We start from the raw sequence: 14,179 nt of genomic DNA on the forward strand, positions 1-14,179 counted from the left end.
ACTTTACTTATCTGGCTCCGTCACCCGTCATGATGACTTTTAACGTTTTTACCATAATCTTCGTGTCGAGAGAAAATGTCAAGTTTTGAATATACTGTAAGTCATGTGTTAATTTTTCACTTGGGCTCATTTCATATCCTCCATTTACTTGAGCAAGACCTGTCAGTCCCGGCTTGACCGCTAATCTTTTCGTAAAACCTGGAATCGTCCGATTAAATTCTGCGGTAAACATCGGTCTTTCCGGCCGCGGACCTACGATACTCATTTCTCCTTTTAACACGTTGATGAATTGAGGGAGTTCATCGATTCTTGTTTTACGAATGAAGGCTCCCACTTTGGTGATACGCGGGTCGTTTTTTTGTGCCCATTTCGCTCCTCCGCTCTCAGCATCGGTTCTCATCGATCTGAGCTTCCATAATTTAAAGTAAACACCGTCTTTCCCGACCCTCTCCTGCATATAAAAGGCTGGTCCCGGTGTTTCCAGCTTAATCAAAAGAGCAAACAGCAAAATGATTGGCGTACTCAACATCAATCCGATGAACGAGAACATTAAATCTATGAAACGTTTTGCAAATAAATAACGAACCATATGTTCTGTTAAGGCAAAAGAGTGGTTTCGTCTCACTTCATATTCTCTATAAAGATTCATCGCTTTCTCTGCACTCACTGACCTGCACCTCACCATTCAAATTAGTTGTTGTGTAAAGAGATGTTCTATGAAAGTCAGTTTAGCAGAGCAACATTAAGCAAATGTAAATGCGCTGTTAAGTCTTGTAAAACTGTGTTAAGAATGTGCACTTATATCAAGTTATGCCCTTTTCAACGTAAAAAAGACCCGCAATTCTGCGGGTCTCCGTGTCTTTTCTTTATTTTGCTTTAACGGATTCGATTGTTTTTAATCGAAGGGTTCCGTTTGCATCTTTTGTATAAGTTACTTTCACTTTTGATTCTTCTTTTAAGCTGTTCACTTGTTTAGAAAACGTATTTCCAAATTGAATAGCGACTTCTTTGCCATCAATGTTCACAGCGATGGTATGTCCATCAGCCAAGCCGACATATGTGCCTTCCTTGGTGACTTCATTTTTATTATTTGTTGTTGATTCTTTCTTTGTTTTAGAATCAGTTTTTGATTGTTCCTTAGCAGGTTCTTCTTTTGTGATTTCTTTACTTGAGCTGTCTTTTGCCTCTTCATCAGATTGACCAGATTGCTCTTCTTTTTGAGCAACTGTTTCTTTACTTTGATCATCTGCTTTTTCATTTGATGACTGATCTTCTGTTTTTTCCTCTGAAGCATTTTCTTTCTTTTGATCAGCTGCTTCAGTTGTTTCTTTTTTGCTGTCATCCTTACTGTTGTCGTTTGATTGATTTGTTGTGCCGCATGCTGTGAGTAATACACCTAGAAGCAATACTAGAAATGGCATTGTGATTAATTTTTTCAAGATCGTCACCTCTTCATGATTTGTCGATTGGCTATCGCTTGAAGATTCATGCGTAAACCATTCACCTTTTATGTTTCAATTATAACAAAGATAACTAGAAATGAAATGTATTTTTAACTTGACACACTATTGATGACTCGATTATTTCATAGACTTTTGAAAAAAGGCTGCCGAGAGACGTTCTCGAGCAGCCTAAGAGGAGTATCTGAGGCACCCCTCATGTTTGTATTTTCTTATCTAAAGTAACCAGACACACCGCTTGAAATGCCTGACGCTAAACGATCTTTATACGTAGCAGATTTCAAGATATTTGAGTCAACTGGACTTGACACAAAACCAGTTTCTAAAAGAACACTCGGCATTTTAGAATATTTAATTACGTAGAATCCAGCTGTTTTCACACCACGGTCTCTAGTACCAAGTGCACTGACCATTTTCGGCTGAATGTTTTGCGCAAGCTTCAAGCTGTTTGCAGACGCATATGTTTTGTCATAATACGTTTCTGTTCCGTTTGCACTGCTGTTATCATTTGAGTTCGCATGGACACTAATGAAGATATCTGCATTTGCTGACGCACCTTTACTCACTCGTGTTTGAAGACTGTCAAATGTGTCTGATGTTCTTGACATCGTAACAAGTGCACCCGCGTTGTTTAATTTCGTATTTAAACGCTTGGCTACATCTAAATTCAAGTTCTTTTCATATAACCCGTAGCCTACAGCTCCTGAATCATGTGCGCCATGACCTGGATCAATGAATACTTTTTTACCAACAGCCGGGTTCTTCAACTGGTTCACAACAGTCGGAGTCACTGTATTTGTACTGCCTACGACAGTAAATTTGGTGATTTTCTTGCTGCTCACTGTTGCTCTTGTTACTTTTGGCAGCGTCTTTTCATTCGTTAGAAGCAATGCTTTGTTTTGCTTCGCTGCAATTCCTGCAGCAGAAGATGAAGTGGCATAACCAAATCCTCTTCCTACATAGGTATTATTGACGCTCATATTGTACTTTTTCACAATATTTGCCGCGACATCATAACGAGTCGAGCCTTTGATTCGCGTTGGAGACTTTAATTGGTTATAAGCTGCTTTTGTGACGTAATTCTCTCCACCGACTACAATTGTTTGTTTCACGTTGCTTGCTTTTGCAACAGAAGCGATTTCAGAACGAAGTCCCTTTTTATCTGTGTATAGAATAGGGAATCCTTTTTGAGCTGCTACAGGTGCAATTGCAATCCCATGTGCATAGAAAGAACCCTCAACGACAACGACGCCTGCTGGCTTTTTCATTTTTTTCGCGATATTGGCAGATAGCTCATATCGGTTTTTTCCTGAAATACGCTGTGTGGAGATGCCCATTTTTTTCACTTGGTTGACCACGTTGTTTGACACGCTTGATGTACTGCCTAAAACGATCACCGTCTTTGTTTTTAATGAAGTTAAGGCTTTTTTTGTATCACCCGAAAGGCTTTTACTGTTTGTGTAAAGAACTGGTCCATTTTTTTGGTATGCAAGTGGAATTCCTGCTGTTGCATCTGCATACGCAGTTTTCCCTACTAAAACGACTGTACTTGCAGTTCCCCATCCTTTTTTCGCTACGTTTGCCGCTACAGCATATCTGCTCCCGCCATCAATTCGTGAGACTGAATTGTCTGCCAAAGCTGTTGGAACGATAACGAAAATAGCAATGAGGCTGAGGATGGCTGTTTTCATGATTGAGCGCATCGTCTATGTCCTCCTTTAATCCTTTAATAGTTTGTTAGTTTTGTACCCGGATAGTAGAACGAAAGTATAGAAGAATATGAGTTTCCAGATTCTGCTCTAGCTTTGGCTCCGTATTGGCTCATGCCAATGCCGTGGCCATATCCTTTTCCTGAAATCGTAAAGTCATTTGTATTGTTTTTGACTGACGCAAATGTACTTTTCACCTTTGTTGCGCCCATGATGGATCTAAACTCGGTCATCTTCATACTTGCCGTTGTACTTTTGTTTACTGCATATGTGCCTGTTTTATTTTTCAGATGATATGTCAGCTTGATTGATACCGTCTTCGCACGTTGTCCTTTTGTTTTTCCTGAGAACGTCAAGCTTGAGATGGATGCAATCTTCATATCAGATGCAGCTGTTTCTTTATTTTTGAGCAGCCATGATTTGAGACCAGCAAGATCCGCTGCATTTGTCTCTTTTGCCTTAGACCACTGAGATGCTGCTGTGCTAGCAGTCAATATAGTGCCTAGCTGCTTTTTAGAGAGTTTTAGTGTCCATGCATTGACTGGATCTTTTGTATCCTTTTTGGCCACTAAGTACGGCAATGCATTTGCCCACACTTCTTCACTTGCCTCTGTATAGCCGCCATTACTAGAATAATAGGTGGCTGAAATGAGCTGATTGTTGTATTTCAGTACTTTCCCTTTTGTGGCATCGACAGCTTTTGTCGAATTCGTGTACCAGTTATATCCTCCATATACTTGGAAGGCAGTTGTATCAGGTACGACTTTTCCAATACTTTTCACTGAATACGTTCTAGCGGCCACTGCCTGTGCTTTTAGCGCTTCAACATGCCAGCTTGCAGGCATTTCATTTGGTACTACGCCTTTTAGATAGTCTTCAAATGGAATATTTTCAAGAGTCGGCCTGATATAACCTGATTCAATTGCAAAGTTGACGCTGCCTAGGTAAGGCTTCCCGGCAATTTGAAGGATATTTTTCGTTGAATATTTCTCAGGAACAACTCTTACATTGTTATACGTCTTTATACCTTTTAATGAAATTTTTCCGTTAGAAATATTCAATTGGTAGTTTTGATTTTTTTTCAGATAGACTTGTTTGGCTAATGAGTTCTTCAAGCTATCTTTAATCGCACTTGTGCTACCAGCAAGGTGATAAGCATATGTACCCTTTTCTTTCAGCAGTTTTTTTAGTGACGCTGTGACAGAATCCGGTTTCACATACACAACAGTACTATTAGACTTTGCAGCCAATTGAGACAGCGGCATAGCATAAATATAGCTAGCGGCTTTTGCCAAATAAACTTTATCTGCATTGATATTTAATTTCTTCATTATATTCACAGAGAGTTCATAGCGATTGGCACCACTGATTCTTGTCACCTGTGACGTTTTTTTAATTTGATTTTCTACTTTTTGTCCCGTACTTTTCGTACTGCCGATGATGATGACTTTGCTTGGCAGCTTGTAAGACGGAATGGAATCTTTTTTTGTTAACAGGATTGGGTAACCCTTTCTCGATGCATAGGATGCAATCGCAATCCCATTCATAAATGAGTTTCCTCCGACAACGACAGCTTGCTTATAGTTACCCATTTCTTTAGCGATTTTTTGGGAGATTTCAAACTTGTCTTTTCCACTAATACGTCTGACTTTCCCATACTTTTTAATAGATTTCTCAGCAGCTGTTGAAATACTTTTCGTGTTACCAACGATCAGGATGTTATCCGGCTTCATTTTCTTCAGCTGATTTTCAGTTGTTTTTGTCAGTTTTTCAATGTTTGTATACAAAATGGGTGCGCCTAGTTTGTAAGCTAACGGTGATACAGAAATAGCATGATCAAATGCATCACGGCTCACAATGACAACTGTTGATGGATTCTTCCAGCCGGCAGACGCGATGCTATTGGCAACTTCGTATCGATTTTTGCCATCATATCTTTTCGTAACAGCCACATTCGACCCTGACAGCTTGTATTCTCCAGCTGTGGATAAGTCCATCGTTTGTTTATTACCGATATAATTAGACAATTTCACTGAAATTGTCGAGCTAGCCATGGCAGACTGAAAGGGTGCAATTAATAGAGTCATTGTCATGAGAACAATAAGTGTAACGCCTGTTTTCTTCAATTTTGTTCATCCCGCCCATCTTTTTTACTTCTGTTTTTCGATCTTTTGAATTTCCTTTTGACCACTGTCATTGATAAAGTAAGAGATTTCTACTTTGTCTCCTGGTTTGAATTCATTTAAAACATCTTTAAAATTATCCGTAAATTCATAGCTTAAGGTCGTATTCACTTTTTTCACTTCGACTGTATGTGCATCAGCCATTCCAATAAATTCAGCTTTTTCTTCCAGCACCTGAGGAGTTGAACTGCTTGTCTTGTTTTCTCCCGAGGACTGCTCAGCCGTTCCACATGCTGTGAGCACGATACCAAGTAGTAGTATTAAGAACGGTAAAACGACGATTTTCTTCATTTTTTTCACCTCATGTCTTTGTATCGTCTTATAACTTAATATTTTAAGGTAAATTTAAGGTTTTTTGAAACCTTTTTTTTGTTACAACGTCTATATCTAGGTTCAGAGTAAAAAAATAACTTGTTTATCAAGATTCGTAAACCTATAATCATGGAAGAATCATAGAAAAGGTGAGGGACATTATGAGAGCTGAAAGAAAACGAAAGAAGAAAAAAGTTCTTTGGATTGTTTTATCGATTATTGGCTTATTCGTATTAGCAACTGGCGGATATGCATATCATCTTTGGAATACAGCAGCATCAACCGTGGCAGGCATTCAGGAGAATTTAAAGAAGTCAGATAAGCGTGACAAAGATGTCGATTTAAATAAGAAAGACCCGATTTCTATTTTAGTCATGGGTGTTGACGAAAGAAAAAATGACCGAGGCCGTGCGGATACATTAATATACATGACCGTTAACCCAAAAACCAAAACAACTGAGATGGTGAGTATCCCGCGTGATACGTATACGAAAATTGTCGGAAAAGGCACAATGGATAAAATCAACCACTCCTATGCATTCGGCGGTACACAAATGGCAGCTGATACTGTAGAGGAATTGCTTGATGTACCTGTTGATTACTTCGTGAAAGTCAATATGGAAAGCTTTAAGGATATTGTCGATACACTTGGCGGCATTACAGTGAACAGCACATTTGCTTTCAGCTATGATGGCCACTCATTTGGTACAGGAGAAATTAATCTAAATGGCGATCAAGCCCTTGCCTACACAAGAATGAGAAAGCAAGATCCAAAGGGTGACTTCGGACGCCAGCAAAGGCAGCGCCAAGTCATTGAAGGCATCATTGCTAAAGGGGCAAACATTTCATCTATTACGAAGTTCGGCGATATGTTCAAAGTCGTGGAAAACAATATGAAGACCAACATGTCATTTGATGATATGTGGACGATGATGAATGACTATCGTGACGCAAGACAGCGTGTGAAGCAACACGAGCTGAAAGGTACGGGAGCACGCATCAATAATATTTATTATTATCAGCTTGATGATAGCAGCCTGGCTAAAGTGAAGAAGGAATTGAAGGACAGTTTGGAGCAGTAAAAAAAGAAGACTACATGATTGTAGTCTTCTTTTTTTATGATTTAAATGGGGCAGGTTTTTCTTCACTTAATCCAAATCGATGAAGAAGTTCTTGGACGATTCGTTTCGATGCTTGTCCATCACCATAAGGGTTAGACGCCTTCGACATGCTGTCATATTCCTTCTGATCTACTAGCAGCTCTTTTGCCATTTTGTAAATGGTCTCTTCATCCGTACCTGCAAGCTTAAGTGTGCCGGCTTTCACGCCTTCTGGACGTTCTGTTGTATCACGGAGCACTAATACTGGCTTACCTAGAGAAGGAGCCTCCTCTTGTACACCGCCAGAATCCGTTAAGATAAAGTGCGAAGCGGCAGCAAAGTTATGGAAATCAACGACTTCAAGCGGTTCAATTAAGTGTACACGATCGAGACCGCTAAATTCTGTCTGAGCTGCATCACGTACGGCAGGGTTTAGATGAACAGGATAAACGACCTGAACATCTTCAAACTCTTCTACAACACGTCTAATCGCTCTAAACATGTTTTTCATCGGCTGACCGAGATTTTCTCTGCGATGAGCCGTTAACAAAATCATTTTATCCGTCCCTATTCTCTCTAAAATAGGGTGCTGATAATGCTCAGTAACTGTTGTTTGCAGGGCGTCAATCGCTGTATTCCCTGTCACACAAATGGTCTCTTCTTTTTTATTTTCTATTAAAAGATTCTGCTTCGCTTCCTCTGTAGGGGAGAAATGAATATCGGCAATAGTACCTGTCATTTGACGGTTCAATTCCTCTGGGAACGGCGAATATTTATTGTGTGTTCTTAAACCCGCTTCAACGTGACCGACTGAAATTTGGTGGTAGAATGCGGCCAAGCTTCCTGCAAAGGTTGTTGTTGTGTCTCCATGAACAAGGACAATATCAGGTTTTTCCTCTTGGAATAATTGATCTAGCTTCAATAGTGCATTTGATGTGATTTCAGATAATGTCTGGCGCTGCTTCATGATGTTTAAATCATGATCTGGTGTAATAGAAAAAGCCTCAAGGACTTGATCAAGCATTTCTCTATGCTGAGCTGTTACAGTAACAATCGAATTTATCTGTGGATGTTTATTCAGTTCAAGGACAAGTGGTGCCATTTTGATCGCTTCAGGTCTAGTACCGAAAATAGTCATTACATTTAGTTTTTTCACTTGTTTAATCCTCTTTCCTAGTATAGTACTTTCAATTATACACAATTTGGAGGATAAATTTAATGGTATAAAAAAAGAAATTTACATTGAATTAACGTTAAATTTCTCTTTCCTTTACATTTAACATATAAAATATGAATTATCTAAAATTCATTTTAGTGAAATCATTTGTCTTTCCTATGATTTGTAAGTTACACTTTAAACAGACGACCAAGAACAAACATTGATTGATTAAATCGGTTATCTATGTAAGGAAGGTGCAAAGTTCATTGAAAAAAGTACGTAAAGCCATTATACCAGCTGCAGGTCTTGGGACACGTTTCCTCCCTGCCACAAAGGCAATGCCTAAAGAAATGCTGCCAATCGTTGATAAACCAACCATTCAATATATTATTGAAGAAGCTGTTGAATCAGGAATTGAAGACATTATTATCGTTACTGGAAAAGGAAAAAGAGCCATTGAAGATCATTTTGATTTTGCACCAGAGCTAGAGCGCAACCTAGAGGAAAAAGGGAAAAGCGAGCTTTTAGAAAAGGTGAGAAAATCCTCAAACATTGCTGACATTCATTACATACGTCAAAAGGAACCTAAAGGACTTGGACACGCTGTTTGGTGCGCACGCAACTTTATCGGCGATGAACCTTTCGCCGTTTTATTAGGTGATGATATTGTCCAAGCTGAAACACCTGGGCTTCGCCAGCTGATGGATGAATATGAAAAGACCCTTTCATCTGTGATCGGTGTTCAGCAGGTAGCAGACAGCGATACGCATCGCTACGGGATCATCGACCCTCTTACACAAGAAGGACGCCGCTATCAAGTGAAAAACTTTGTGGAAAAGCCGCCGCAAGGTACCGCACCATCCAATCTAGCCATCTTAGGTCGTTACATTTTCACGCCAGAGATCTTTATGTACCTTGATCAGCAAGAAATTGGTGCAGGCGGGGAAATTCAACTGACAGATGCCATCCAAAAGCTGAATGACATCCAGCGTGTATTCGCCTATGATTTCGAAGGAAAACGATACGATGTTGGTGAGAAGCAAGGCTTCATCGAGACGACTCTCGAGTTTGCCCTTCAAGATGAGGATCTGAAAAAGAAACTCATTCCATTTATGAAACAGCTTCTCGAAAAAGAAGAAGTGAATTAAAAAAAGCTGCCGGTTTCGGCAGCTTTTTATTTCATCACTGAAATCGTCAGTGTATGCTGTTCATTATCAATGACAAACAGATTACTTTCGCCCTTTAATGCGAATTTCGTTTGTTTCTCATTCATCCAAATCTTCTGTTCTGTCAGTCCAAGTGTCGAAGGAGAGATCGGCATCACCTCATGAAAGACAATCGCATTTGCTTCACCATTTTCAATGACATAGTCAGTTTTCTCTGTGGTCAATCGCTCAATCGTTCCGCCTTGATCACTTTTGATCGAGCTCAGCGTTTGCATTTTTTGCTTAAGCACAGATTCTTCTTGCCCAAGGAAAGAAAGTAAATACTCATACGAACCTGCCGATGCAGGCGATACATAGGAATTAAACTGTCCTGGTCCAATGGATAATGACTTTAATTCCTCTGTTTTTTGAAGCGCAGCAGGTTTGACAAAATACGTTTCTGAAGCTGTTTTAATTTGGACGGTTTGTTTATTCTCAGCAACAGCCTGTACTTCTTGTCCAAATGGCAAGGTGACATCCGCCTTTTTTTTCAAGGCTTGGTCTTTGTAAAGTGTGAGTGGATCAGACGTGACAATCACCTGTTGATCCACCTTTTTCATATCGGGAGCTCCCTTGGTCTCCGGGTTCTTCGAATGAGGCGCTTCTATCTTATCTGATGGGATTGCACCAAATGTCGCCAGTGTACGAAGCGGGCGATCTGAAAACATCGATAAGGCAAGCAATATCGTTAATACTGCTAAAACTGTCACTTGAAATGCGGGTCCGAACAGTGAACGCCGTTTTCCGTTCTCTTGATAACGAGACACCTTTTCTGTCTTCTGTACGCCTTTGCGGCCTTCTTTATGTTTCAATTGATATTCTTTTTTCTCTTTCTTTGAAAGCTTGTTAAACCACTCAACAAACTCCTTATACTCTTTCACAACTTTTTTCGTATCATCAAACATACGAAGTTCACCATAATGCATCCAAGCTACCCGATCACAGATTTTTTGAATTTGGCTAATAGAGTGACTGACAAAAAAGATCGTCTTTCCTTGTTCTTTGAATTCTGTAATACGGTCCACACATTTTTGATAGAAGGTTTGGTCTCCAACAGAGAGCGCTTCATCAATAATCAGGATATCTGGATCGATATGCGCTGAAATGGCAAAGCCAAGGCGCGATTTCATTCCACTTGAATAGCTCTTTACAGGCTGGTCAATAAAATCACCAATATCCGCAAACTCTACGATTTTTTCATAAAGCTCGTCTATCTCTTTATTCGTCAGTCCCATCATTAAACACTTTAAGCGAATGTTATCTTTCCCGCTTAATTGGTTGTTCAGCCCTGCAGCAATTGCAATTAACGAAGGCTGGCCGTCCATATCAATTTCACCATTTGTCGGTGGAATGATTTTCGCTAGAAGGTTCGACATTGTCGATTTCCCAGATCCGTTAATTCCTACAAAACCAATCGTCTCGCCTTCATATACATCAAAGGACACATCACGAACAGCAAAAAAACCTTTTTCATTTTTATTAGGAAAAAACAGCCCTTTAATCTTATCTGACTGCTTTTTATATAGGACGTATTGCTTGGATACGTTTCGAAACGAAACCTTTAGTTTCATCGTATAATCTCCTTACTTTTTAAAGAAAATCGACAAATTTATCCCTAAATTTCATATGAAGCAATGAACCGACTGTTAAAAGAAGAAGCGTGATCAGCCAAAAATAAAGTGTGTATTTGACATCATGGAAGAACCATTCTCCCTTTAACAAACTATTTCTAAAACCATCGATAATGTAGAAAAGAGGATTCAATCTTAATATATCCCCAATCCACGCTTTGTCTCCAGTGAGCTTCTCTGAAATATTCCAAAAAATCGGCAGCAAAAAGAAAAGTAATCGTGTCACGGATTGTAAAAGAAATTGATAGTCTCTCACGAGTACGCTAATCGTGGAATTAAACAAACTAAACGAAAACATAAACGCGATCATACAAATAAGATAGTATATATATTGCAGCCAATGTGCGTCAGGATAGATGCCATAGGAAATCAGCACAATCAAATAGACGCCCATCATGACAAAGTAGCTGAACAAGTTGGACATAATCACCACAGACGGCAGCGCACTAATCGGAAAATTCATTTTCGATACCATATTAATGCGTTTAAACACACTGTTTGATCCATCAAGAATCGTCGGACTAATGAAGAACCAAGGGATTAATCCAGCAAGCATCCAGATGATAAATGGAACCTCCATGCCTCCAATAACAATTGGCTGTCCTCCGCGAATGCCCATACCAAAAACAAACCAGTAAGCCAGCATTTGAATCAATGGATTTAAAAACTGCCATAAAACACCTAAATAATTCATCTGATATTTTGATTTTGTTTCATAAACAGCAAGTCGCATAATCAGCGGAAATGAGCTGATTTGCTCCTTTAGTATCGTCAACATTGCGTTCATTCTAATCTTCCTTAGATATAAGTTTTTGGGATTACTTTTTTAAAAAGCACCGCTCATAATTGTAACAGATAACGATGCACATTTCATCTTATAACAAAAGTCATGCACATCAAACTAGAAGACAAAAAACCCCCGAATCCTTTCAATCATAGATTCAGGGGGCATAAGACATTAGATAATTTGATGCTCTTTTAAGAAATCTGTAATTCTTTTCGTATTTTGATTATCGTTAAAGCTGTTAATTTTCAAGTATTTTTCTTTATATTCATCTTCCACAACATACTGATTCTCAATCGCATGTTTGACAATACGAATCAGCTCTTGAGTATTATATGCAATCGGTCCTGGAGCATTTTCTTCGTTTACAGGAGGAATTGCTTTATACTGTCTAATCAAGTAATCTTTTTCTTCCCAATAAAAAATAGGGTATGCTCCTCTATATTGTGCATCATAAATAGCAGAAGAGTAATCAGTGATAAACACCTTTGATACTTTTAGCGCTTCCGATGGATTATCAGAAATAATATGTTTATACTGAGGCAGGTTTTGATAAACGTACTGTGAAAATTTGTTATGCGGTACAATTAACAGACGATCAAGAAGACCTGCTTCTTCAAAGCTTTTAATGATTTTAATCAGAACTCTATAGTAAGATGTTTCTTCGATTCTATTTGTATATATTAGTCCCTCTTCCCAATAGCGGTAAGTTGGCATAAAGGCGATCTTATCTGCACCGTCTACTAATTTGGCATGATCAAAAGTTGCGAGACCTGTCAAAATCAAATCCTCACGGTCATATTTCATTTTGTAGAATTCACCAGCCTCTAGTTCAGAGCTGATGACTGATTTATAAATATTATATTGGTTCTTGTCTTTATGGAATCCAAAGGCCATCGGATTATCAACTGGTTTCGCAAACATTATTCCATGCTGCAAAAAGACAAGTGGAACACTCATAATTCTTTCTCTAAGATGATCAATATATAACCTATCATTCAGAACATGGTTAGATAATTCACTTGAAATAAAATAGCTGGCATTGAAGATGCTTAAATAATGTCTCAGACTATATTTCGGAATGATTCCCTTTCCATATTTAGCTTTAAGTGCCGGATAAGCAGTTGATTTCTTATTAAGAATAAAGTAATTTCTTGAGTCTGTTTGACAATTCTCTTGTACATAGTCATACACTCTAATAGCGGATTCATCTGCTTTATCACTCTTTTTCTCAAAAAACAAATTCACACCATACTTCTTGTCTTTATAGAATGATGATAAGATACTCGCTATTTTTATTTTTACTTTACTAAATAAAGAATATTCCTGTGAATAAGGAATAATGGTTGATGTCACATTTCCAAATAGATTTGTTCTTAGTACTTGAAGCTTGTCCCCATTCTTTTTCGTAATATATGTTTTCACCTTTTTATCTCTTTTTTTCAGCCTTAAACTATGGATAATTCGGTTATCATTTCCAACGAATAGGTTATTATGGATTCTGCTGTCTAAGTCAAGATCATTTAACGAAATTTTAAAGAAACCATACCTTTTTAGGAATTTGATCTTTCTAAATGGTCTTATAAATTTCGCCACTTGGTAATCAGAATTTCTAATGTACAGATATTCATATTTTTGGTCTGAATTATACGCGTAATGTGTCAGTCTTCCATAAACATAAAAGCTATTAAACAAACTAAAAATACGTAGTCTTGATGTATGTTTTGTAACAAGATAAGGGTTTCCTCTTACTAAGTAAACACCATTCGTTCTTACATAAATGTAATACCTTTGTTTATTAATCACCAAAATATTAATGATATTATCTTCTTTGAATTGCTCTAATGTATCTTTACCAAAAACCTTGAGCGGCTGATATCTAGGAACAAGTCTAAAGTTGACTATTTTCTTTTGCTCAGTCACCTTATTTAAAATTTTGATTTGATTACGATTATTCACAGTCACTTCAATATCTTTATGTTCCTGCATCACATCAAACAAAATTTTCCTTACATTTAGTTCTTTATTTTGGCAATCATACGTAACGACAAAGTTGAAGGGACTATATTTGATAAAGGAGATGTCTACAAATCTTCTATCTGCCCCATGAATCTTCAAATCCATTTTATAATTCCGATTGATCTCATCTACGTTCAGCAGCCCTGAGAATAATAACAGTTCCTCTTCGCCTCTATATAAGCCATAGCGGTCTAACCCTAATTGTTTGACATATATATCTTCAAATTGATTGTTAATGTCGATAGGATGTATTTGATTTGGTTGAAGAATGTCAGAACTTTCTTTGACAATATACAAGTTCTGATCCTTAGAATAAAGATAGATCATTTCATTAGAATGATCTATTGAAGATTCAAAAATCATCTGATCCTTTACATTAATTTCACAAATCCTCTTTGATTCGTTTACAATTAGCTCTTTAAATTCAAAAGTACACAACTTCTCTATGTCATCAATATATAACACTAACTTTTGTTCATCTAAATTAAGAATTTCTATAAAATTATGATAAAGTTTGTACATTGAAGCACCTCTATATTATTTTCAGCAAATTTACATTACCGGATAATCTTATCTAAATTTAGCATGTTTACTGTTAAAATTCTATGTTTTTTTAT

11 protein-coding genes are annotated in these 14,179 nt (G+C 37.9%); 2 read left to right on the forward strand and 9 right to left on the reverse strand.

Annotation, left to right across the window (positions count from 1 at the left end):
• Window positions 1-7: 7 nt before the first annotated feature.
• From MHH68_RS16195 to MHH68_RS16215, 5 genes are all read right to left on the reverse strand, one after another.
• A complete protein-coding gene (locus MHH68_RS16195; RefSeq protein ID WP_034281119.1) occupies window positions 8-667 on the reverse strand; it encodes an exopolysaccharide biosynthesis polyprenyl glycosylphosphotransferase in 660 nt (219 codons plus the stop codon).
• Window positions 668-866: 199 nt separating this feature from the next.
• The gene (locus tag MHH68_RS16200) at window positions 867-1,439 is read right to left on the reverse strand and encodes a hypothetical protein (protein ID WP_061409772.1); all 573 of its coding nucleotides are present in this window, start codon (window positions 1,437-1,439) and stop codon (window positions 867-869) included.
• 233 nt (window positions 1,440-1,672) lie between these two features.
• Entirely contained in the window at window positions 1,673-3,163 is a 1,491-nt protein-coding gene (locus tag MHH68_RS16205) for an N-acetylmuramoyl-L-alanine amidase (RefSeq protein ID WP_058013545.1), read from the reverse strand.
• A 23-nt stretch (window positions 3,164-3,186) separates the two neighbouring features.
• Entirely contained in the window at window positions 3,187-5,295 is a 2,109-nt protein-coding gene (locus MHH68_RS16210; protein WP_339164107.1) for a SpoIID/LytB domain-containing protein, read from the reverse strand.
• A gap of 24 nt (window positions 5,296-5,319) precedes the next feature.
• Window positions 5,320-5,643 (reverse strand): hypothetical protein, encoded by a 324-nt coding sequence (locus MHH68_RS16215; protein WP_035701604.1) that lies wholly within the window; start codon window positions 5,641-5,643, stop codon window positions 5,320-5,322.
• A gap of 182 nt (window positions 5,644-5,825) precedes the next feature.
• Between MHH68_RS16215 and MHH68_RS16220 the strand changes: the two genes are divergently transcribed.
• Entirely contained in the window at window positions 5,826-6,746 is a 921-nt protein-coding gene (locus tag MHH68_RS16220) for a LytR family transcriptional regulator (protein WP_050944362.1), read from the forward strand.
• A 34-nt stretch (window positions 6,747-6,780) separates the two neighbouring features.
• Here MHH68_RS16220 and wecB read toward each other — a convergent pair whose 3' ends face one another.
• Window positions 6,781-7,920: a UDP-N-acetylglucosamine 2-epimerase (non-hydrolyzing) gene (gene wecB, locus MHH68_RS16225; RefSeq protein WP_339164109.1), complete on the reverse strand. Its 1,140-nt coding sequence runs from the start codon at window positions 7,918-7,920 to the stop codon at window positions 6,781-6,783.
• A 269-nt stretch (window positions 7,921-8,189) separates the two neighbouring features.
• Between wecB and galU the strand changes: the two genes are divergently transcribed.
• Window positions 8,190-9,071 carry a UTP--glucose-1-phosphate uridylyltransferase GalU gene (galU, locus tag MHH68_RS16230; RefSeq protein ID WP_034660174.1) on the forward strand — a complete coding sequence of 294 codons (882 nt, stop codon included), beginning with the start codon at window positions 8,190-8,192 and terminating at the stop codon, window positions 9,069-9,071.
• A gap of 26 nt (window positions 9,072-9,097) precedes the next feature.
• On the opposite strand, the gene tagH is transcribed toward galU, so the two are convergent.
• The 3 genes from tagH to MHH68_RS16245 form a co-directional block, all read right to left on the reverse strand.
• Window positions 9,098-10,699 carry a teichoic acids export ABC transporter ATP-binding subunit TagH gene (gene tagH / locus MHH68_RS16235; protein WP_339164111.1) on the reverse strand — a complete coding sequence of 534 codons (1,602 nt, stop codon included), beginning with the start codon at window positions 10,697-10,699 and terminating at the stop codon, window positions 9,098-9,100.
• Window positions 10,700-10,718: 19 nt separating this feature from the next.
• Entirely contained in the window at window positions 10,719-11,546 is an 828-nt protein-coding gene (locus MHH68_RS16240; protein ID WP_142945334.1) for an ABC transporter permease, read from the reverse strand.
• Between the two features lie 171 nt (window positions 11,547-11,717).
• Complete coding sequence (locus MHH68_RS16245) at window positions 11,718-14,084, reverse strand: CDP-glycerol glycerophosphotransferase family protein (protein WP_339164114.1); 2,367 nt, start codon at window positions 14,082-14,084, stop codon at window positions 11,718-11,720.
• Between the last annotated feature and the right edge of the window lie 95 nt (window positions 14,085-14,179).

Source organism: Bacillus sp. FSL K6-2841 (genome assembly GCF_037976435.1).
Taxonomy (GTDB): domain Bacteria; phylum Bacillota; class Bacilli; order Bacillales; family Bacillaceae; genus Bacillus; species Bacillus pumilus.